A 21,083-nucleotide genomic window follows, 5' to 3' on the forward strand; every position below is an offset into this window, starting at 1 on the left:
AGTCGATATGAAATGTGGGGCAAAATCGTCGACGATGCGAACCTCCCTGGTCCGCAGTCTGTCGTTTTCGGCCACTCTCGCGCTGACTCTCAATCCGGCGCTGGTGCCGGTCATCGCCGCCGACTACCGCCCCGTGGCCCCGGTCGCGGCCGACGGCCAGATGAACGCGCGCTTCCTCTCGCTCGGCATCGGCAAGTCGATCGTGATCGACCTGCCGCGCGACATCAAGGACGTGCTCGTCGCCGATCCCAAGATCGCCAATGCAGTGGTCCGCTCGGCACAGCGCGCCTACATCATCGGCGCGTCGGTCGGCCAGACCAACATCGTGTTCTTCGATTCCGCCGGCCAGCAGATCGCGGCCTATGATATCGCGGTCAAGCGCGATCTCAACGGCGCGCGGGCCGCACTGAAGCAGATCCTGCCCAATTCCGACATCCAGATCGACGGCCTCGGCGACGGCGTCGTCCTGACCGGTTCGGCGGTGAATCCGCTGGAAGCGCAGCAGGCCAACGATCTCGCCGCGCGGCTCGCGGGCGGCGCCGACAAGGTGGTGAACTCGATCGTGGTCCGCGGCCGTGACCAGGTCATGCTGAAGGTGACGGTCGCCGAAGTCGCCCGCAGCATCATCAAGCAACTCGGCATCGACCTCTCCGCGAACCTCAACTACGGCACGTCGGTGGTGAGCTTCACCAACGCCAACCCGTTTACAGCCCTTGGCAAGAATCTCGTCGACGGCAACAATCTGACCACGAAATTCGGCGCGACCCCGTCGGTGCAGGCGACGCTCCGCGCAATGGAATCCGCCGGTGTGATCCGCACGCTGGCCGAGCCGAACCTGACCGCGATCTCCGGCGAGTCGGCGACCTTCATCGCCGGCGGTGAATTCCCGGTGCCGGCAGGCTATGCCTGCGATCCCACCACGCACGTCTGTACCACCCAGATCAGCTTCAAGAAGTTCGGCATCTCGCTCAACTTCACCCCCGTGGTGCTGAGCGAAGGCAAGATCAGCCTGCGGGTGATGACGGAAGTGTCCGAATTGTCCAACGAAAACGCGATCACGCTGTCGCAGGCCGTGACATCGAGCTCGGTGAACTCGCTGACCGTGCCCTCGATCAAGACCCGCCGCGCGGAGACCTCGCTGGAGATTCCGTCCGGCGGCGCGATGGCGATGGCCGGGCTGATCCAGGAGCAGACCAAGCAGGCAGTCAGCGGATTGCCGGGCCTGACGCAGCTTCCAGTCCTCGGCGCGCTGTTCCGCAGCCGCGACTTCGTCAACAACGCGACCGAGCTGGTCGTCATCGTCACGCCCTACATCGTACGAGCGGTGGCGCAGAAGGATCTATCGCGTCCGGATGACGGCTTTGCAGCGCCCGCGGATCCGCAGGCCGATCTGCTCGGCAACATCAACCGCCTCTACGGCGTGCCTGGCCGGACCGAACTGGGCCGGAATTACCGCGGCACCTACGGCTTCATCACCGATTGAGGCGGAACGGGGACTTCGTTATGATTATAAGACCACCCCAGATTCGCAAACGCGCCATCGGCTTCGGTGGCGCGCTCGTCGGTATCGCTCTCGCGCTCGGCGGCTGCCAGCATGACGAGGTCGCCACCGCCTCCATTCCCGACGACTACAAGCAGCGCCACCCGATCGCGATCGAGGAGCAGAACCGCTCGATCGTCGTCTTCGTCGGCCACGCCCGCGGCGGGCTGACTGCCGCCCAGCGCGCCGACGTGATGGGCGTGGCGTCGACCTGGCTGCACGAAGGTACCGGCGCCATCCATATCGACGCACCGTCCGGCACGCCCAACGCGCATCCCGTGGCGGAGACGATGCGTGAGATCCAGGCGATGCTGGCAGCGGCTGGCGTTCCGCCGCGCGGCATCACGGTTCGCCCATATCAGCCGGAAGACAAGCGCTTCCTCCCGCCGATCCGGCTCACCTATTCCAAGATCGCCGCGGTCGCAGGCCCGTGCGGGCTGTGGCCGGAGGACATCGGTCCCTCGATGAAGAACAAGAGCTGGTTCGAGAACAAGCAATATTACAATTTCGGCTGCGCCTATCAGCGCAATCTCGCGGCGATGGTCGACAATCCGTCGGACCTCGAGCAGCCGCGGCCTGAGACACCTTCCTACACGCCACGGCGCAACGCCGCCTTCGAGAAGTATCGCAAGGGGGCGCCGACAGCGGTGTCCTATCCCGAGGCCGACAAGGCCAAACTCAGCGACACCGGCAAATGATCAGCTACGCTCGCCAGACTCAAGAAGAGCAGCCGGAAACTCCGTCTCCGCCTGCCGAGGAGCACATCGCGCCCGCGCCGCGCGTCTCGGTCCAGGCGTTCTGCGAAACCGTGGAGACCGCTGCCGCCGTGCAGTCGGCCGGCGAGGATCGCCGTCTCGGCAAGGCCCATTTGAAGATCCAGATGGGCGGCATGGCGGCCGCGATCGAGGCCTATCGCTCTGCGCCCACGCCGAACGTGATCGTGCTCGAGAGCGACGGACGCAACGACCTCCTGACGGGCCTCGACCACCTCGCCACCGTCTGCGACGCCGGTACCCGCGTGGTCGTGATCGGCCGCATCAACGACGTCACGCTCTACCGCGAGCTGGTCCGCCGCGGCGTCAGCGACTACGTGCTCGGTCCGGTCGGCGCCATCGATGTCGTGCGCTCGATCTGCAACCTGTTCTCCGCGCCGGAAGCCAAGGCGGTCGGACGCATCATTGCTGTCGTCGGCGCCAAGGGCGGCGTCGGTTCCTCCACCGTGTCCCACAACGTCGCCTGGGCAATCGCGCGCGACCTTGCTATGGACGCGGTGGTCGCCGATCTCGACCTCGCCTTCGGCACCGCTGGGCTCGACTACAACCAGGATCCGCCGCAAGGCATAGCGGACGCCGTGTTCTCGCCCGACCGCGTCGATACCGCCTTCATCGACCGCCTGCTGTCGAAGTGCACGGACCACCTCAGCCTCCTGGCGGCGCCGGCGACGCTCGATCGGGTCTATGATTTCGGCACCGACGCCTTCGACTCCGTGTTCGACACGCTGCGTTCGACCATGCCCTGCATCGTGCTCGACATTCCCCACCAGTGGTCCGGCTGGACCAAGCGCGCCCTGATCGGGGCGGACGATATCCTGATCGTGGCCGCGCCTGATCTGGCCAACCTGCGCAACACCAAGAACCTATTCGATCTGCTGAAGGCCGCACGCCCCAACGACCGGCCGCCGCTCTACTGCCTGAATCAGGTCGGTGTGCCGAAACGGCCCGAGATCGCCGCCGCCGAGTTTGCCAAGGCGATCGAGAGCCAGCCGGTCGTCTCGATCCCGTTCGAGCCGCAGATCTTCGGTTCGGCGGCCAATAACGGTCAGATGATCGCGGAGATCTCGGCCAACCACAAATCGATCGAGATGTTCCTTCAGATCGCCCAGCGCCTGACCGGCCGCAGCGAGACCAAGAAGCAAAAGTCGTCCTTCCTTTCACCCCTGATTGAGAAGTTGCGGGGAAAATAAGCCGCCGCATGGAGTTGTTAAGTGTTCGGTAAGCGTAGCGGAACAGACACCGACCCTCGGGCCCCGAAGCCCGGCGCCGCGTCGCCAGAGCCTGCCCCGGCTCCGGCGCCCGTGGTGTCACGCGCGCCCCCGCCGGCCGTCGCCTCGCCGCCGCTCGCCCCCACCAGGCCTGCGCCGGCCCTGGAGAGCCGTCGCTCGGACAATTACTACGAGGTCAAAGCGACCATCTTCGGCGCGCTGATCGAGGCCATCGACCTCGCCCAGCTCGCCAAACTGGACTCCGAGTCGGCGCGCGAGGAAATCCGCGACATCGTCAACGAGATCATCGCGATCAAGAACATCGTGATGTCGATCGCCGAGCAGGAAGAGCTGCTCGACGACATCTGCAACGACGTTCTCGGCTACGGCCCGCTCGAGCCGCTGTTGTCGCGCGACGACATCGCCGACATCATGGTCAACGGCGCCAACACCGTCTACATCGAAGTCGCCGGCAAGATCCAACGCACGGGCATTCGCTTCCGCGACAACCAGCAGCTCCTCAACATCTGCCAGCGCATCGTCAGCCAGGTCGGCCGGCGCGTCGATGAATCCTCGCCGATCTGCGACGCGCGCCTCGCCGACGGCTCCCGCGTCAACGCCATCGTGCCGCCGCTGTCGATCGACGGGCCGACGCTCACCATCCGCAAGTTCAAGAAGGACAAGCTGACGCTGGATCAGCTCGTCAAGTTCGGCGCAATCTCGCCGGAGGGCGCGGAAATCCTGCAGATCATCGGCCGCGTCCGCTGTAACGTGCTGATCTCCGGCGGTACCGGCTCGGGCAAGACCACGCTGCTCAACTGTCTGACCAATTACATCGAGCACGACGAGCGCGTCATCACCTGCGAGGACGCGGCCGAACTGCAGCTGCAACAGCCCCACGTCGTGCGGCTCGAAACCCGCCCGCCCAACATCGAAGGCGAAGGCCAGGTCACCATGCGCGAATTGGTGCGCAACTGCCTGCGCATGCGTCCTGAGCGCATCATCGTCGGCGAAGTCCGCGGCCCCGAGGCGTTCGACCTGCTGCAGGCCATGAACACCGGCCACGATGGCTCGATGGGGACGCTGCACGCCAACAACCCGCGCGAGGCGCTGTCGCGCTGCGAATCCATGATCACGATGGGCGGCTTTTCGCTGCCTTCGCGGACCATCCGTGAGATGATCTGCGCCTCGATCGACGTCATCGTCCAGGCCGCGCGCCTGCGCGACGGTTCGCGCCGCATCACCCACATCACCGAGGTGATGGGCATGGAGGGCGACACCATCATCACCCAAGACATCTTCCTCTACGACATGGTCGGCGAGGACGCCAACGGCAAGATCATCGGCCGGCACCGCTCGACCGGCATCGGCCGCCCTAAGTTCTGGGAACGCGCCCGCTATTACGGCGACGAGAAGCGCCTTGCTGCTGCGCTCGACGCGGCGGAAGTGGCGCCGACGACATGAGCAGGTCAGCACGGTCATGAACATGCAGGTCCTCGCTCTCGCGTTTCTTGCCGCCGCCGCCGTCGGCGGTATCGGCTGGGTTTTCCTTTATCCGTTGCTGTCCGGCGAGCGGAAGGCAGAAAGCCGCCGCGCCTCGATCGCGCGCGCCGACGCGCCCGCAGCCAAGACCGAGAAGACCCAGCGTTCGCGCCGTGAGCAGGTCGAGACGTCGCTCAAGGATCTTGAGGCGCGGCGCCAGCAGGAGAAGAGCGTTCCGCTCAACGTCCGCCTGTCGCAGGCGGGACTCGACTGGGCGCCGCAAAAATTCTGGATCGCGTCCGCCGTCGTGGCGGGCGTGCTGTTCGCCATCGCCCTGTTCGTCGGGGGCGGGCTGCTCGGCGCCGGCGGCCTCGCCTTTGCCGGCGGGTTCGGCCTGCCGCGGTGGGCGCTCGGCTTCCTGAAAAAGCGTCGCGAAGACAAATTCCTGAAAGCACTGCCCGACGCGGTCGACGTAATCGTCCGCGGCATCAAGGCGGGACTGCCGCTGTTCGAATCGATCAAGGTCGTCGCCGCCGATGCACCGGAACCGCTGCGCAGCGAATTCCTCGCGATCATCGAGACCCAGGCGATCGGCATGCCGCTCGGCGAGGCCTGCTCGCGGCTCTATGACCGCATGCCGCTGCCGGAAGCCAACTTCTTCGGCATCGTCATCTCGATCCAGCAGAAGTCCGGCGGCAACCTCTCCGAAGCCCTCGGCAACCTCTCCAAGGTGCTGCGCGACCGCAAGAAGATGAGGGAAAAGATCCAGGCGATGTCGATGGAAGCCAAGGCATCGGCCGGCATCATCGGATCGCTGCCGCCGATCGTGATGTTCCTCGTCTATCTCTCGACGCCACAATACATCTCGCTGCTGTGGACCCATCCCACCGGCCAGCTCATGCTGGTCGCCTGCGTCGTCTGGATGTCGATCGGCATCATGGTGATGAAGAAGATGATCAACTTCGATTTCTGACGGTGCCGTATGGTCGAATTCCTCGTTTCGAAACTGCATGACGTCCGCTTCATGACTATGATGCTGGCGGCCATCGCCGCCAGCGCCACCGTCTATACGCTGGTGATGCCGCTGTTCGCCGGCGAAGGCCTCTCCAAGCGCATGAAGGCGGTGGCGAGCGAGCGCGAACGCATCCGGCAGCGCGAGCGCGAACGCCTTAACAGGAACGAGAAGGTGTCGCTGCGCCAGACGCCGAAGCAGCTCGTCTCCCGCGTCGTCGAGGACTTCAACCTTACCAAATGGCTCGCCCAAGAAGCCGCGCGCGACAAGCTCATCATGGCGGGCTATCGCGGGCAGGCGCCTTACGTCACCTTTCTGTTTGCCCGCATGGTGGCGCCGCTGGTCCTGTTCGTCGGCTCAACCTTGTACGTATTCCTGATCGCGCATCTGCAGCAGTCGCTGCCGATCAAGATCGGCATGTGCGTTGGCGCGGCCTATCTCGGCCTCCAGGCGCCGATGCTGTTCCTCAAGAACGCGATCTCCAAGCGTCAACTCTCGATCAAGCGCGCTTTCCCCGATGCGCTCGACCTCCTCCTGATCTGCATCGAATCCGGCATGTCGGTCGAAATGGCGTTCAGGAAAGTCGCCACCGAGATCGTCGGCCAGTCGATCGCACTGTCGGAGGAGTTCACGCTGACGACGGCCGAGCTGTCTTATTTGCAGGACCGCAAGGTGGCTTATGAGAATCTGGCGCGGCGCACCGGGCTCGAAGGCGTCAAATCGGTGTGTCTTGCGCTTCAGCAGGCCGAGCGCTACGGCACGCCGCTTGGCCATTCCTTGCGCGTCATGGCGCAGGAGAACCGCGACATGCGCATGAACGAAGCGGAAAAGAAGGCCGCCGCGCTGCCGCCAAAGCTAACGGTGCCGATGATCCTGTTCTTCCTGCCAGTGTTGTTCGTCGTCATTCTCGGACCGACCGGCATCAAGATCTCGGAGCTGCACTGACACAAAGCGGACCGCACGCGGTCCGCGCGCGACCTCAAGATTGCAAGATCAGGTCTGATCAGTCGGGCTGGCTGAGCGAGGCGACCGGCGTCCGCTTCGCTGCGCGGCGCGGGGCGTCGCTGCGGCTCAGCATGTCCTTGAGATATGCGACATTGGCTGCGGCCTGATCCGGCGGCAGGTCCGCCTTCACGATGGTCTCGGCTTCGGCGAAGCGGCCCTGGAGGCCGACGACAAGGCCGAGATTCTGCCGCACCCGGCCACTCGCACGCGGCGAGACATAAGCCTGCCGCAGCGCCTCTTCAGCCTTTGGCAGGTCCTTCGACAGCATGTAGGACAGGCCGAGATTGGAGAGCACGCCGGGATCATCCGGAGCGATCTTCAGCGCGCTCGCATAGTAGGAGCGCGCCTCGGCGTGACGGCCCATCTGGTCGAGTGCAGTGCCCTGCACCGAGAGCAGGCGCCAGTCCGGATTGTCGGGTGAATGGGCCTTCGACAGCACGTCGAAGGCTTGCTGGAAATTGCCATTGTCGGCGAGCGCACGGCCGTATTGGGCGAGCAGTGCCTTGTTGCCGGGATTGGCGATGGTCGCCTGCTCCAGCACCGCAGCGGCCTGGGCGCGCTGACCGTTTGCGCGCAGCGCCTGGCCATAGGCAAGCGCGGCGTCGGCGTCCTTGGGATTGGCACGATAGCGCTCGCCATAGACTTCGGCGGCGCGCGCGGGATCGGTGGGAGCGGCTTCCGCACGCGATGCGACCGAGCCGGTGACATCGGAGAGCTTCGACATGGCCGTGCAGCCGCCGAGGCCGACCGCCACCGCCGCGATCAGCGAGATGGACGCAAGAAGCCGGGCAAGACTGAACCGTTGACGCATGACGCTTTGACTCTCGAGCCAATTGATCGAGCCGAACGCGTCAGCAATAGACTGTTAACCCTAACGGCCGGTTAATGCCCGGCTGCTTGCTCGGTCAACCAGCTCAACAGCACTCCGACTGCAGCCACAACCGACGCGCTGGTAAAGCCTGCGGCCGCGCGCGCGCGTGAACGTCAGCCCTCGGCTGAGACACGAGAGCCTCCGAAGATGGTTTCGCCGGTCCGGTCAATATTCGATCGCGAGGCGCTTGCGGATTTCGTCGATGCGCTTGTCGAGCGCATCGAACCGCGCGTGGACCGAACGGTCGTGCAGATAGAAGACGTAGCCACCGGCGAGGAACGCGAAGATCCAATGGTGATGCTCGACATAGCTAAAAACCGCCTCGACGGCCTGACCCATGAATGTGACCACGCTCCACACAACGTCCATTACGACTTCCTCCCGGCACGCTTCGTCTGCGGTGGTCGACGATCTCTGCGCACCTGGCCACCGTTGTCGGAACCTAGCATGTCCCCTCCCCTGCGAGTAGCGCTCGACGGGTGACCGCCAAGCCGATTGCTGGCGCGGCAAAACTCTGCGAAGTATCCTCCGAGCGAATGACCTGCTGATGTGACGATCCGGACCCGCCAATGCCTTCTGTCTTCGAGACCTCGTCCACCGCCATCCCGATCACCTTCGTCACCAAGTCGAACTGGGACGCGGTCCGCGAGGCACTGCCGCCATCGCAACGCCAGTTCGCGACCGCCAGCGCCTTTGCCGCCAAGCCGGGCGGCTACCTCGCGCTGCCTGCGCCCGACGGCACGATCGCGCAGATTTTATTCGGCATCGAGGATGACGGCGCCAGATCGCGCGACCTGTTCCGGCCGGGCGCTCTGCCGGGCCTGTTGCCGCCAGGCACCTATCGCTTTGCCAATGCACCGCACGATGCACGACTGGCTGCGCTCGCCTTTGCGCTCGGCAGCTACCGCTTCGCCCGGTACCGGAAGGCAGACCGCCCCGAGGTCCGGCTGGTGCCGCCGGACGGCGTCGACGCAGCCGAGATCAGCCGCGTCGCGGATGCCGCGATGCTCGCACGCGACCTCATCAACACGCCGGCGAACGACATGGGCCCGGAGGAGCTGGCCGCGGCGGCGCAAGCTCTCGCCGGCGAATTCGGCGCAACCTTTGCCTGCATCGTCGGCGAAGACTTGAAGACGCAGAAGTTTCCGCTGATCCATGCCGTCGGCATGGCTTCGGACCGCGCCCCGCGGCTGATCGACATCAGCTGGGGCGATCCCTCCCATCCCAAGGTGACGCTGGTCGGCAAGGGCGTCTGCTTCGACACCGGCGGGCTGGACCTGAAGCCGTCCAGCGGCATGCTGATCATGAAGAAGGACATGGGCGGCGCCGCCAACGTGCTGGCGCTCGCGCGCATGGTGATGGATGCGAAGCTGAAGGTCCGGCTGCGCGTGCTGATCCCGGCGGTAGAGAATGCTGTTTCCGGCAACGCCTTCCGCCCGCTCGACATCTTCACCTCGCGCAAGGGCATCACCGTCGAGATCGGCAACACCGACGCGGAGGGCCGCCTGGTGCTCGCCGACGCGCTGGCGCTGGCGGACGAGGAGATGCCGGACCTGCTGATCGATCTGGGCACGCTGACGGGCGCCGCACGCGTGGCGCTGGGGCCGGATTTACCGCCCTTTTACACCAATGATGAAACCCTTGCCGCGGACGTCGCGCGTTGCGCGGCGAAGGAGAACGATCCGTTGTGGCGCATGCCGCTGTGGCCGGCCTACGATGCGTGGCTGGACTCCAAGACGGCCACCATCACCAACGCACCCTCGGGTGGCTTTGCCGGCTCGATCACCTGCGCGCTGTTCCTGCAGCGCTTCGTCGAGCAGGCGAAGAGCTGGCTGCATGTCGATATCTACGGCTGGACGCCGTCGGCAAAGCCGGCACGGCCCGAGGGCGGCGAATGCCAGGCCGCGCGAGCACTCTACACATTGCTGAGCGAGCGCTATGCATGATCCGCGGCTGACGCCGGCGCGCGGCGACCTCGCCGCGAAATATCTCGAAGGCAAGGTGCAGGCCGATCGCTTCGCCACAGGCGAGGAATTCGAAGTGATCGAGCCGATCGCGCCGGTGCGCGAGCAGCCGTCCTCGAACGCGATGCTGATGACGCAGGCGCTGCGCGGCGAACGCGTCACCGTCTACGATCGCAATGGCGAAGGCTGGGCCTGGGGCCAGCTTGGCGGCGACGGCTATGTCGGCTGGCTGCCCGACGCAGGCCTGGCACGGCCCTCGGCCGCGCCGACTCACCTAGTGACCGCGCTCAGGACGTTCGCCTTCCCTGGCCCCTCGATCAAGCTGCCGCCGGCCGACACGCTGGTGCTGGGATCGAAGCTCGCGGTAACACGCGAGGATGGCAGTTTTGCCGTGACGAGCGAGGGAACATATCTGCCGAAGATGCATCTCGCAGCGCTCGATCATCGTGAGCCGGATTTCGTCGCGGTCGCCGAGCGCTTCGTCGGCACGCCCTATCTCTGGGGCGGCAAGAGCAGTTTCGGCATCGATTGCTCGGGCCTGGTGCAGGTCTCGCTGACGGCAGCAGGCATCGGCTGCCCGCGCGACAGCGACATGCAGCAGGCGGGTCTCGGCCGCGCGATCGAACCGCACGAGAGAGGCAGGCTGCAGCGCGGCGATTTGATCTTCTGGAAGGGCCACGTCGCGATCGTCCGCGATGGCAGCACCATGGTTCACGCCAATGCGTATCACATGGCGACGGTGATCGAGCCGACCGAGCCGGCGATCGCGCGGATCAGGCACGCCGGCAGCGAGGTCGTCGCGATCAAGCGGCTTGGTTAGTCTCGCAAATGCGACGGGAAACACCTCTCCCGTGCGGAGAGGTGAAGAGGATTACGTCGCCGACGCCCCATTTCCCGCGGTTTCAAGCCGGAACGCCGCCGCAAACAGCGCGCGCGTGTAATCCGTCTTCGGGTGCTTGAAGAGCTCGGCAGCCTGGCCCTCCTCGACCACCTTGCCGCACCGCATCACGATCAGGTGGCTGGCGAGCGAAGCAACGACGCGCAAGTCGTGCGAGATGAACATGTAGGTCAGGTCGCGCTTGCGCTGGAGCTCGCGCAGGAGGTCGACCATCTGCGCCTGGATCAGCATGTCGAGCGCACTGGTCGGCTCATCCAGCACGACGAAATCCGGCTCCAGCACCACCGCGCGCGCGATCGAAATGCGTTGGCGCTGGCCGCCGGAGAACTCGTGCGGATAGCGATAACGGGTGTCCGGCTTCAGCCCAACATCTTCGATCGCCTTGACGACGCGTGCCTCGCGCTCCTCGCGCGACAGCTTGGGCTGGTGTACGGACAGACCCTCGGCGATGATATCGGCGACCGACATGCGCGGGCTGAGCGAGCCGAACGGATCCTGGAATACGATCTGCATGTCGCGCCGGAAGGGCCGCATCTCCTCGAAACGCAAGCCCTGGATGTCTTTTCCCAGAAACACGATCGGTCCGTTCGAGGAAATCAGCCGCAGCAGCGCCAGCCCCAGCGTGGTCTTGCCGGAGCCGGATTCGCCGACGACGCCGAGCGTCTCGCCCTTGCGTACGACGACGCTGACGCCGTCGACCGCCTTGATGTGGCCGACCGTCTTGCGCATCAGCCCGCGCTTGATCGGAAACCAAACCTTGAGATCATCGGCCGACATCACCACGGGCGCATTCGGCTGCGGTGGCGCCGGATCCGGCTTCGGCTCCGCCGCGAGCAGGTCGCGCGTATAGGGATGCTTCGGACCGGTGAAGACCTGCTCGACCGGCCCCTGCTCGACGATCTCGCCGCCTTTCATGACACAAACGGTGTCGGCGATGCGGCGCACGATGCCGAGGTCGTGGGTGATGAAGAGCAGGCTCATGCCGAGCCGGGCGCGGATTTCGGCAAGCAGCGTCAGGATTTGCGCCTGCACGGTGACGTCGAGCGCGGTGGTCGGCTCGTCCGCGATCAACAGATCCGGCTCGTTGGCCAGCGCCATCGCGATCATCACGCGCTGGCGCTGGCCGCCGGAAAGCTGGTGCGGATAGCTTTTGAGCCGCGTTTCGGGCTCGGAGATGCCAACCTGCGTCAGCAGTTCCAGCGTCCGCTCGCGCGTCTGCGCGTTGCTGGTCGGATTGTGCAGCTGGATGATCTCGCCGATCTGCGCCTCGATCGTGTGCAGCGGATTGAGCGAGGTCATCGGCTCCTGGAAGATGATGGAGATGTCGCTGCCGCGAATCTCCCGCATCTGCTGCTCAGACTGATCGATCAGCTCGCGTCCCTTGAAGCGGATGCTCCCCGAGGGATGCGAGGCGCTCGGATAGGGCAGCAGCTTCAGGATCGAGAGCGCGCTGACCGATTTGCCGGATCCGGACTCACCGACCAGCGCCAGGCATTCGCCGCGCTTGATCTGAAACGAGACCTTGTCGACCGCGAGCGTCGTGCCGCCGCCCTGGTGGAAGGCCACCGAGAGGTCGCTCACTGCGAGCAGGGGCTGGTTGATCGCGTCCATCTTCTACCTGAACGTCTTGCGCGGATCGAAGGCGTCGCGCACTGCTTCGCCGGTGAATATGAGTAGCGACAGCATGATCGCGACCGAGAAGAAGCCGGAGAAGCCGAGCCACGGCGCCTGCACGTTCGACTTGCCCTGTGACAGCAGCTCGCCGAGCGAGGGCGAGCCGGGCGGCAGGCCGAAGCCGAGAAAGTCCAGTGCTGTCAGCGTCATCACCGAGCTCGACACGATGAACGGCAGGAACGTCATGGTCGCGACCATCGCGTTCGGCAGCAGATGCCTGAACATGATCACGGCGTTCGAAACGCCGAGCGCCCGCGCCGCCTGGATGTACTCGAAATTGCGCCCGCGCAAGAATTCCGCGCGCACGAGTCCGACCAGCGATACCCAGGAAAACAGCAGCAGGATGCCGAGAAGCACGAAGAAGCCGGGCACCAGCACCGATGACAGGATCAGCAGCAGATAGAGCGAAGGTATCGCAGTCCAGATCTCGATGAAGCGCTGGAATATGAGATCGACCCGGCCGCCGAAATAGCCCTGCACCGCGCCGGCGGCGATGCCGATGACGGAGGAGATGATGGTCAAGCAGAGGCCGAACAGCACCGAGATGCGGAAACCGTAGATCAGGCGCGCCACCACGTCGCGGCCCTGATCGTCGGTGCCGAGCCAGTTGTATTCAAGATCGCGGCAGCTCTTGAGGCCCTTCTTCTCGACGACGGCCTTGCACTGCGCTTCCGTCAACATCCAGGTCGGCGGCGACGGCGCCGGCGTCGGCAGATCGAGATTGTGGGTGTCGTAGGAGTAGCGAATCAGCGGCCAGACGATGCTGCCGGCCTTGTCCCTGATCAACTTTTGCAAATAGGGATCGCGATAGTCGGCCGCGGTCTCGAAATCGCCGCCGAACGTCGTCTCCGAGTAGGTGATGAAGGCCGGCCAGTAGAGATGCCCGTCATATTTGATCAGGAACGGCCGGTCGTTGGCGATCAGCTCGGCAAACAGCGACATCACAAACAGCATCATGAAGAGCCAGAACGACCAATAGCCGCGCCGGTTGGCCTTGAAATTCTCCCAGCGCCGCCTGTTGAGCGGCGACGGTGCGAACGGCTTCCCCGTGATCGGCACGATTTGGCCGAGCGGCGACTTCGTGGCGGTTTCGATCGGGGTCGGGGCGGCCAGCGTCATCAGACCTCCCGCGCCTCGAAATCGATCCGCGGGTCGATCCACATGTAGGTCAGGTCGGAGATGAGGTTGACCACGAGACCGACGAGCGAAAAGATATAAAGCGTGCCGAAAACAACGGGATAGTCACGGTTGAGCACGCTCTCGAAACTGAGCAATCCCAGCCCGTCCAGCGAGAAGATGGTCTCGATCAGAAGCGAGCCAGAGAAGAAGGCGTGAATGAAGGTGCTGGGGAAGCCCGCGATGACGATCAGCATGGCGTTGCGGAAGACGTGGCCATAGAGCACCCGGCCCTCGCTACAGCCCTTAGCGCGCGCGGTCATCACATATTGCTTGCGGATTTCGTCCAGAAACGAGTTCTTGGTCAGGAATGTCATGGTGGTGAACGCGCCGAGCCCCATGGCGATCAGCGGCAGCGTCAAATGCCAGAAGTAATCGATGATCTTCCAGTACCAGGGAAATTGCGACCAGCCGTCCGATGTCAGCCCGCGCAGCGGAAACCAGTTGAAGAACGAGCCGCCGGCAAACAGGATGATCAGGAGGATCGCGAACAGGAAGCCGGGTATAGCATAGCCGAGCACGAGCACGCTCGACGTCCAAGTGTCGAAACGCGTACCGTCCTTCACCGCCTTGCGGATTCCGAGCGGAATCGAGATCAGGTAGGTCAGAAGCGTCAGCCAGATGCCGAGCGAGATCGAGACCGGCAGCTTTTCCTTGATGAGCTGGAGTACGCTGACGTCGCGAAAATAGCTCTTGCCGAAATCGAAGCGGGCGAAATTCCAGACCATCATCGCGAAGCGCTCCGGCGCCGGCTTGTCGAAGCCGAACTGCACCTCCAGCTTCTTGATGAAGTCGGGGTCGAGCCCCTGCGCGCCGCGATATTTCGAGTTGATGGCGTCGCCGGCGCCGAGCTGCCCCGGCGCGCGCTGCGCAAAATCGCCGCCGCCCGAAATGCGCGAGCTGCCGCCGGTGTCGGCGCCGGAGAGCTGCGCGATCACGCGCTCGACCGGGCCGCCGGGCGCGAATTGCACCACCACGAAGGAGACGAAGAGTATCCCGAGCAGAGTCGGGATCATCAGGAGGATGCGGCGGGCGATATAGGCGCTCATGAACTACTTCGCCTGCTCGAGCTTGGCGGCCTTGGCCGCGTCGAACCACCAGTTTTCGGGTGCGCCGACCCCTTGCGCATATTTCGGCGGCTTCTCGGGATGGCTGAACTGATCCCAATAGGCCACGCGGTGGAAGTTGGCGTACCATTGCGGCACCCAGTAACGTCCGGCACGAAAGACACGATCGAAAGCCCGGCAAGCGGTGGTCAGTTCCGTCCTGGTTTGGGCGCCAATGATCTTGTCGATCAGCGCGTCGATCACCGGGCTTGAGATACCCGCAAGATTGTATGAGCCCTTGGTCTTGGCAGCGTGGGAGGAAAAGAACGCCCGCATGTTGTCGCCCGGGGTAGCCGACATGGAGAAGCGCTCGATGGTCATATCGAAGTCGAAATCCTCCAATCGCGCACGGTATTGCACGGCGTCGACCAGGCGAAACGTGGCATCGATACCAAGCGTCGCCAAATTCTTGAGGTAGGGCCCGTGGTGCGGCTGGATCGATTGCTCGTCGTTCAGGAATTCGATGGTGAAAGGTTCGCCATTGGGCAGCACGCGCTTGCGGTCCTTGATGACATAGCCGGCTTCATTGAGCAGTTCGCCGGCCTTGCGCAGCAGGCTGCGATCCTGCCCCGATCCGTCCGACACCGGCGGCACAAAGGGCATTCCGAACACCTCGTCCGGCACCTGGCCCCGGAATGGCTCGAGCAGCGCAAGCTCCTCAGGCGAAGGCGGCCCGGACACCATCATGTCCGAATTCTGGAACGGCGATTGCGTACGTGCGTAGGCGCCGTACATGATGGCCTTGTTGGTCCATTCGAAGTCGAAGGCGTAAATCAGGGCCTCCCGCACCCGGGCATCCCTGAATTTGTCCCGGCGCAGATTGATGAACCAGCCTTGCGCGCCTGAGGGCGTATCGTCAGGTAATTGTTCGCGCTTGACGCGGCCGTCCTTGATCGCCGGAAAGTCATAGCGGGTTGCCCAGATGCGCGCGGTGAGCTCCTCGCGAAAGAGATAGGACTTGCCGGTAAAACCTTCGAAGGCGACGTCGCGGTCGCGATAATATTCATAGCGGACGGCATCGAAATTATAGCTGCCGCGGCAGACCGGCAGATCGGCGCCCCACCAATCCTTGACGCGCTCATATTCGATGTAGCGGTTCACCTCGAACCTGCCGACCTTGTACGGGCCAGAACCCAACGGCGTATCGAGCGAGGATTCGTCGAAGGGGCGCGTTGCGTAATAGGCCTTTGAGAAGATCGGGAGGCCAGCAACATAGAGCGGCACGTCGCGTGCGCGTCCCGGCGCGAACGTCACGGTCACCGTCGCATCGTCCAGCGCCTCGGCCTTCACGAAATCGCGCAACTGCACGACGATCAGAGGATGACCTTTCTCTTTCAGGGAATTGAGCGAGAAGGCGACGTCGTGCGCGGTCAGCCTGGAGCCATCGTGAAAACGGGCCTCCTGCCGTATCATGAAGGTGTAGGTGAGTTTGTCCGGAGAGATACGTACCGATTTGGCTGCGACCCCGTACATTGCGTCGGGTTCGTCATTGGCGCGCGCCATCAACGGGGCAAAGGTCATGTCCATACCTTGCGCGCCTTCGCCCTTCAGGATGTAAGCGTTGAGCGAGCTGAACGTGAAATAGGACTGGTTGTAGGCGCGCACCGACGGGATCAGCGAGAAGGTACCGCCTTTCGGGGCCTCGACGTTGATATAGTCGAAATGGTGGAAGTCGGCGGGATATTTCAGATCGCCGAACGCCGAGATGCCGTGCATTTCGGCCGGCATTTCCGATGCGACCGCGCCGCGCAGGCAGGACGCGCTCACGGCGCCGATGCCGAGGCCGAGCACGTGCCGGCGTGAGGGCTGCGCCATGCGGATAATGTCCTTCACGACTTCTTCGCGATCCGCGCCGCCCTGTCTGCGTCGTACCACCAGATGAACGGGAAGCCGGACTGGCCGTATTTGGGCAATTCCGACGGCCGGCCGAACCGATCCCAGCGCGCGGTGCGTACTTTGGGATAATTCCACTGCGGCACGACGTAGTGATTCCAGAGCAGCACGCGGTCCAGCGCCTTGGTGGCGGCGATGAGATCGTCGCGGTCGGTGGCATAGATGACCCGCTCGATCAGCTTGTCGATGGCGGGATTCTTGATGCCGGCAACGTTGCGCGAACCTGCCATGTCGGCGGCCTTGGAGCCCCAGAATTCGCGCTGCTCATTGCCCGGAGACTGCGACTCGCCCCAGGAGTTAGTGATGATGTCGAAGTCCCAGTCGCGAAGCCGGTTCTCGTATTGCGTCGGATCGACCGTTCGCACGCTGACTGCAATGCCGAGGCGCTCGAGCGACGGCTTGTAGAACAGCACGATTCTTTCGAAGCTCGGATCCGCGCTCAGGAGTTCGAAGGCGAGCTGGGTCCCGGTCTTGACCTCGATCAGCTTGCGATCGCGCACCTCGTAGCCGGCCTCCTTCAGCAGGCGCAGCGCCTCGCGCAGATTGTCACGCACCGCTTCCGGGCTGCCCCCGACGGGATTGGTGTAAGCCGTCGTGAAGACCTCGGGCGGCACGTCCGCGCGCACTGTTTCGAGGATTTCGAGTTCCTTGCCCTGCGGCAGGCCAGTCGCCATCAGTTCGTCGATGCCGTCGAAATAGCTGCTGATGCGCTTGTACTGGCCGAAAAAGATCTGCTTGTTCATTTCCTCGAAGTCGAACGCGTAGTTGAGCGCACGACGCACGCGAGGATCCCTGAATTTGGCGCGGCGCAGGTTCGGCACGAAGGCCTGCATGACGCCCGAGCTGCGGTTGGCAAACTCTTCCAGGATCACACGCTTGTCGGCCACGGCGGGGAAATCGTAGGCAGTCGCCCAGCTCTTGGCGCTGTTCTCGGTACGCCAGTCGACCTGGTCGGCCTTGAATGCCTCGATCGCGACGGTGGCGTCCCGGAAGTATTCGTAGCGCAGCTCGTCGAAATTGTTGCGTCCGACATTGGCGGCGAAGTCACGCCCCCAATAGTCCTTCACGCGCTCGAGAGCGATAGTACGGCCGGCAACGAATTCCTTGATCCGGTAGGGACCCGAGCCCAGCGGCACTTCGAGCATGGTGGCGGAGACGTCGCGCTTGCGCCCTTGTGCGTCGGTGCCCTCCCACCAGTGCTTCGGCAGGATCGTGAGCTGCCCCACGATCTGCGGCAGTTCGCGATTGCCCGGCGCGTCGAACACGAACTTGACGTCACGGTCGCCGACCTTCTCGGCCCTGACCACGTGGCTGTAATAGGCCGAGTACATCGGGTGGTGCTTCTTGAAGGCGTCGAGCGAGAAGATGACGTCGTCGACGGTGACCGGCTTGCCGTCATGCCATTTGGCCTCGGCGCGCAGGCGATAGGTCACGAAGGAGAAATCGTCGGGATGGCTCACGGCCTCCGCGAGCGCGCCATACTCCGTCGAGACTTCGTCTAGCGAGGCCGTCAGCAGGGACTCATAGATGAAGCCGACGGCCCCGGCGATCGCGCCCTTCACGCCGGCGACGACGATGTTGAAATTGTCGAACGTACCGACGGCGATCTGGCGCGCTGCGCCGCCCTTGGGGGCTTCCGGATTGACGTAATCGAACCGCTTGAAGCCGGCGGGGTATTTGACGTTCCCGAACAGCGACAGCGCGTGCCGCCATGGCAACCCGCCCGCGGCCTCTGCCTCGGCCGTACCGATCAAGGGAACGCCTACCCCGGAACCGAGGGCGGGAAGTGCGGCGGCAGCAGTGCCGGTGAGCAAGAGGTCGCGTCGGGTGATGGCCAAATCAACGTCCCTGTCTTGAAGGAGGTTACCCCTTTAAGTGCCCAATATAGGCGAGGTTTCGACCGAATATGTTGCTTTTTCCTCATCTTGGAAGCCCGGGAGGCGGTTCGCTGCGGCCAAACGCCCCGATAACAACGCCGCGAGGCCCAAATGCTGAAACGGCCGGGCTTATGAGCCCGGCCGCGTACCAAGATCGAAGTCGAAACGCCTTACTTCGCTGCGGTGGGCAGCGGCTTCGGGCTGTCGGAAAGGCTGTTCAGATAGGCGATAACGTCGGCGCGCTCGCTGTCCTTCGGGATGCCGGCAAAGCCCATTGCGGTGCCCGGGACAGCCGCCTTGGGATTGGCAATGAACTTGTTGAGCGCATCGAAGTCCCAAGTGCCGCCCTTGGCCTTCATGGCGGCCGAAAAGTTGAAGCCGCCGCGACCCTCACCGACGTGGTCGCCGACGACGCCGTAGAGGTTGGGACCGACGCGATTCGGGCCACCCTTCTCGAAAGTGTGGCAGGCGCCGCACTTCTTGGCGGCGGAGGCACCCTTCTCGACCGAGGCGGTCTGCAGCAGCTTTTCGATCGGCTCGGACGGCGCGGCAGCCGCAGCGCCACCCTTGTCGCCCGCCTCTTCCTTCACGGCAATCTCGAAGCCGGGCTTTTCCGGCATTTTTGGCGAGAACAGCGCCTGGGCGGTGAAGCTCGTCACCAGCAGAACGAGACAAGTGCCGAGCACGGCACCGAGAATCTTATTGAGTTCGAAAGAGTCCATTTCCGGCCAGGCCCCACACCGCAAGAAGGATCGAGCGGCCAAGCGGCCGCCAGGACGCGCCTCGGGAGAATCAAACGTTCCTTATTGTTTCCCCGAGTTTTGCCATTGAGATATCGGTTTGCCCGGGGTCTGGCAACCCGTATAAGCGAGCCGGCTTTCGCCCCATCCCCACCCCATTTCTCAACGCGGAAAACGCTCCATTTCCAGGCCCTTGAACCGATGACCGATCCCCGCATCCTGGTGCTGATCCCGGCTCGCATGGCGGCCACCCGCCTGCCCGGCAAGCCGCTTGCCGATATCGCGGGCCTGCCGATGATCGTGCACGTACTGCGGCGCGCCGAGGCCGCCAGGATCGGTCGGGTTGCGGTTGCAACCGATACGACGGAGATCGCCGCGGTCGTGACCGCCCATGGCGGCGAGGCCGTGATGACCCGCACCGAGCACCCGTCCGGCTCGGACCGCATCCACGAAGCGATGCAGAAGCTCGACCCCGCAGGCAAGGCCGAGATCGTGGTCAATCTCCAAGGCGATTTCCCGACCATCACGACCGGCAACATTCGCGACGTGCTGCCGCCGCTGGACGACCCGGCCGTCGATATCGCCACGCTGGCCTCGCAGATCCATACCGAGGAGGAGGACCTTGCTCCCAGCGTCGTCAAGGCGGTTGGAACCTCGCTCGGCGGCAAGCGCATGCGGGCGCTTTATTTCACCCGCGCCACGGCGCCCACCGGCGACGGACCGCGCTACCACCATATCGGCCTCTATGCCTATCGCCGCGCGGCCCTGGAGCGCTTCGTCTCGCTGCCGCCGTCGCCGCTGGAATTGCAGGAGAAGCTGGAGCAGCTGCGCGCGCTGGAGGCCGGCATGCGGATCGACTTCACCATCGTCGATACCGTCCCCCGCGGGGTCGACACCCCGGCCGATCTCGAAACCGCCCGCAGCATACTTTCCAAATCCTGAGCGGCTGTTACAAGGCCGACCCAGGAGCACTTCAAGACATGAGCAAGCGAAGAATCGCATTCCAGGGCGAGCCCGGAGCCAATTCCCACATCGCCATCGTCGAGGCCTATCCCGACGCCGACCCGATGCCCTGCGCCACCTTCGAGGACGCGCTATCGGCGATCTCGTCGGGCGAGGCCGATCTTGGCATGATCCCGATCGAAAATTCGGTCGCAGGCCGCGTCGCCGATATCCATCACCTGCTCCCGGCCTCCGGCCTCTTCATCATCGGCGAATGGTTTCTGCCGGTCCGCCATCAATTGATGGCGGTGAAGGGGACCAAGCTTGAGGACATCAAGAGCGTCGAGAGCCATGTGCATGCGCTCGGCCAGTGCCGGCGCATCATCCGCAAGCTCGGCATCAAGCCGATCGTGCACGCCGACACCGCCGGCAGCGCCCGAGACATCTCCGAGCGCAACGACAAGACGGTCGCGGCGATCGCCTCGCGTCTGGCTGCAAAAATCTACGGCCTCGACATTCTCGCCGATGACATCGAGGACGAGGCCCACAACACCACGCGCTTCGTGGTGCTGGCGCGCGAGCCCAAATGGGCGACGCAGGGCGCCGGCCCGCTGGTCACGACTTTTGTATTCCGGGTCCGCAATTTGCCTGCCGCGCTCTACAAGGCGCTAGGCGGCTTTGCCACCAACGGCGTCAACATGACCAAGCTCGAGAGCTACATGGTCGACGGCAATTTCTTCGCCACGCAGTTTTACGCCGACGTCGATGGCCATCCCGAGGACAAGGGCCTGGCGTTTGCGATCGAGGAGCTGAAATTCTTCTCGCGCGAATTCCGCATCGTCGGCGTGTATCCGGGACACCCGTTCCGCGCGACGTTCAACGAAACGCAGCAGGACTAGTCTCGTGTCCCGGACGCGCGAAG

The 21,083-nt window shown here is 64.1% G+C and carries 18 protein-coding genes; 10 read left to right on the forward strand and 8 right to left on the reverse strand.

Features of this window, described 5'->3' with window-relative positions; genetic code table 11:
• Positions 1-7: 7 nt before the first annotated feature.
• Genes IVA82_RS45170 through IVA82_RS45195 form a run of 6 tightly spaced genes read left to right on the forward strand, consistent with a single transcriptional unit; the run spans position 8 to position 6,960 of the window.
• Positions 8-1,483, forward strand: a complete 1,476-nt coding sequence (locus IVA82_RS45170) for a type II and III secretion system protein family protein (protein ID WP_247388179.1) — start codon at positions 8-10, stop codon at positions 1,481-1,483.
• Between the two features lie 20 nt (positions 1,484-1,503).
• The gene (locus IVA82_RS45175; protein WP_247388157.1) at positions 1,504-2,238 is read left to right on the forward strand and encodes a CpaD family pilus assembly protein; all 735 of its coding nucleotides are present in this window, start codon (positions 1,504-1,506) and stop codon (positions 2,236-2,238) included.
• Positions 2,235-3,503 (forward strand): AAA family ATPase, encoded by a 1,269-nt coding sequence (locus IVA82_RS45180; protein ID WP_148739062.1) that lies wholly within the window; start codon positions 2,235-2,237, stop codon positions 3,501-3,503. Before IVA82_RS45175 ends, IVA82_RS45180 begins: the two co-directional genes overlap by 4 nt.
• Positions 3,504-3,524: 21 nt before the next feature.
• On the forward strand, positions 3,525-4,985 hold the full coding sequence (locus IVA82_RS45185) for a CpaF family protein (protein WP_247388158.1): 1,461 nt from the start codon (positions 3,525-3,527) through the stop codon (positions 4,983-4,985).
• 16 nt (positions 4,986-5,001) lie between these two features.
• Positions 5,002-5,976 carry a type II secretion system F family protein gene (locus IVA82_RS45190; protein ID WP_247388159.1) on the forward strand — a complete coding sequence of 325 codons (975 nt, stop codon included), beginning with the start codon at positions 5,002-5,004 and terminating at the stop codon, positions 5,974-5,976.
• A gap of 9 nt (positions 5,977-5,985) precedes the next feature.
• The gene (locus tag IVA82_RS45195) at positions 5,986-6,960 is read left to right on the forward strand and encodes a type II secretion system F family protein (protein WP_148739065.1); all 975 of its coding nucleotides are present in this window, start codon (positions 5,986-5,988) and stop codon (positions 6,958-6,960) included.
• Positions 6,961-7,018: 58 nt separating this feature from the next.
• On the opposite strand, the gene IVA82_RS45200 is transcribed toward IVA82_RS45195, so the two are convergent.
• Together IVA82_RS45200 and IVA82_RS45205 are read right to left on the reverse strand one after the other, a co-directional pair.
• Complete coding sequence (locus tag IVA82_RS45200; RefSeq protein ID WP_247388160.1) at positions 7,019-7,831, reverse strand: tetratricopeptide repeat protein; 813 nt, start codon at positions 7,829-7,831, stop codon at positions 7,019-7,021.
• A 225-nt stretch (positions 7,832-8,056) separates the two neighbouring features.
• The gene (locus tag IVA82_RS45205) at positions 8,057-8,260 is read right to left on the reverse strand and encodes a hypothetical protein (RefSeq protein WP_247388161.1); all 204 of its coding nucleotides are present in this window, start codon (positions 8,258-8,260) and stop codon (positions 8,057-8,059) included.
• A 200-nt stretch (positions 8,261-8,460) separates the two neighbouring features.
• Here IVA82_RS45205 and IVA82_RS45210 point away from each other — a divergent pair, with 200 nt between their 5' ends.
• On the forward strand, positions 8,461-9,837 hold the full coding sequence (locus tag IVA82_RS45210) for a leucyl aminopeptidase family protein (protein WP_247388162.1): 1,377 nt from the start codon (positions 8,461-8,463) through the stop codon (positions 9,835-9,837).
• Positions 9,830-10,675, forward strand: a complete 846-nt coding sequence (locus IVA82_RS45215) for an NlpC/P60 family protein (protein WP_247388163.1) — start codon at positions 9,830-9,832, stop codon at positions 10,673-10,675. Before IVA82_RS45210 ends, IVA82_RS45215 begins: the two co-directional genes overlap by 8 nt.
• A 51-nt stretch (positions 10,676-10,726) precedes the next feature.
• Here the strand turns inward: IVA82_RS45215 and IVA82_RS45220 are convergent, their stop codons facing one another.
• From IVA82_RS45220 to IVA82_RS45245, 6 genes are all read right to left on the reverse strand, one after another.
• Positions 10,727-12,364, reverse strand: a complete 1,638-nt coding sequence (locus IVA82_RS45220; RefSeq protein ID WP_247388164.1) for an ABC transporter ATP-binding protein — start codon at positions 12,362-12,364, stop codon at positions 10,727-10,729.
• A 3-nt stretch (positions 12,365-12,367) separates the two neighbouring features.
• Positions 12,368-13,546, reverse strand: coding sequence for an ABC transporter permease (locus tag IVA82_RS45225; protein ID WP_247388165.1), 1,179 nt, complete (start codon positions 13,544-13,546; stop codon positions 12,368-12,370).
• Positions 13,546-14,652: a microcin C ABC transporter permease YejB gene (locus IVA82_RS45230; RefSeq protein ID WP_148739071.1), complete on the reverse strand. Its 1,107-nt coding sequence runs from the start codon at positions 14,650-14,652 to the stop codon at positions 13,546-13,548. Before IVA82_RS45230 ends, IVA82_RS45225 begins: the two co-directional genes overlap by 1 nt.
• A gap of 3 nt (positions 14,653-14,655) precedes the next feature.
• Positions 14,656-16,524, reverse strand: coding sequence for an extracellular solute-binding protein (locus IVA82_RS45235; protein WP_247388180.1), 1,869 nt, complete (start codon positions 16,522-16,524; stop codon positions 14,656-14,658).
• A gap of 14 nt (positions 16,525-16,538) precedes the next feature.
• On the reverse strand, positions 16,539-18,440 hold the full coding sequence (locus IVA82_RS45240) for an extracellular solute-binding protein (protein WP_247388166.1): 1,902 nt from the start codon (positions 18,438-18,440) through the stop codon (positions 16,539-16,541).
• 209 nt (positions 18,441-18,649) lie between these two features.
• Positions 18,650-19,201 (reverse strand): cytochrome c family protein, encoded by a 552-nt coding sequence (locus tag IVA82_RS45245; protein WP_247388168.1) that lies wholly within the window; start codon positions 19,199-19,201, stop codon positions 18,650-18,652.
• A 219-nt stretch (positions 19,202-19,420) separates the two neighbouring features.
• Between IVA82_RS45245 and IVA82_RS45250 the strand changes: the two genes are divergently transcribed.
• Both IVA82_RS45250 and IVA82_RS45255 read left to right on the forward strand, forming a co-directional pair.
• Positions 19,421-20,161 (forward strand): 3-deoxy-manno-octulosonate cytidylyltransferase, encoded by a 741-nt coding sequence (locus tag IVA82_RS45250; RefSeq protein ID WP_247388170.1) that lies wholly within the window; start codon positions 19,421-19,423, stop codon positions 20,159-20,161.
• A 38-nt stretch (positions 20,162-20,199) separates the two neighbouring features.
• Positions 20,200-21,060 carry a prephenate dehydratase gene (locus IVA82_RS45255; protein WP_247388171.1) on the forward strand — a complete coding sequence of 287 codons (861 nt, stop codon included), beginning with the start codon at positions 20,200-20,202 and terminating at the stop codon, positions 21,058-21,060.
• Positions 21,061-21,083: the final 23 nt, after the last annotated feature.

This window comes from Bradyrhizobium sp. 142 (genome assembly GCF_023074015.1).
GTDB lineage: Bacteria > Pseudomonadota > Alphaproteobacteria > Rhizobiales > Xanthobacteraceae > Bradyrhizobium.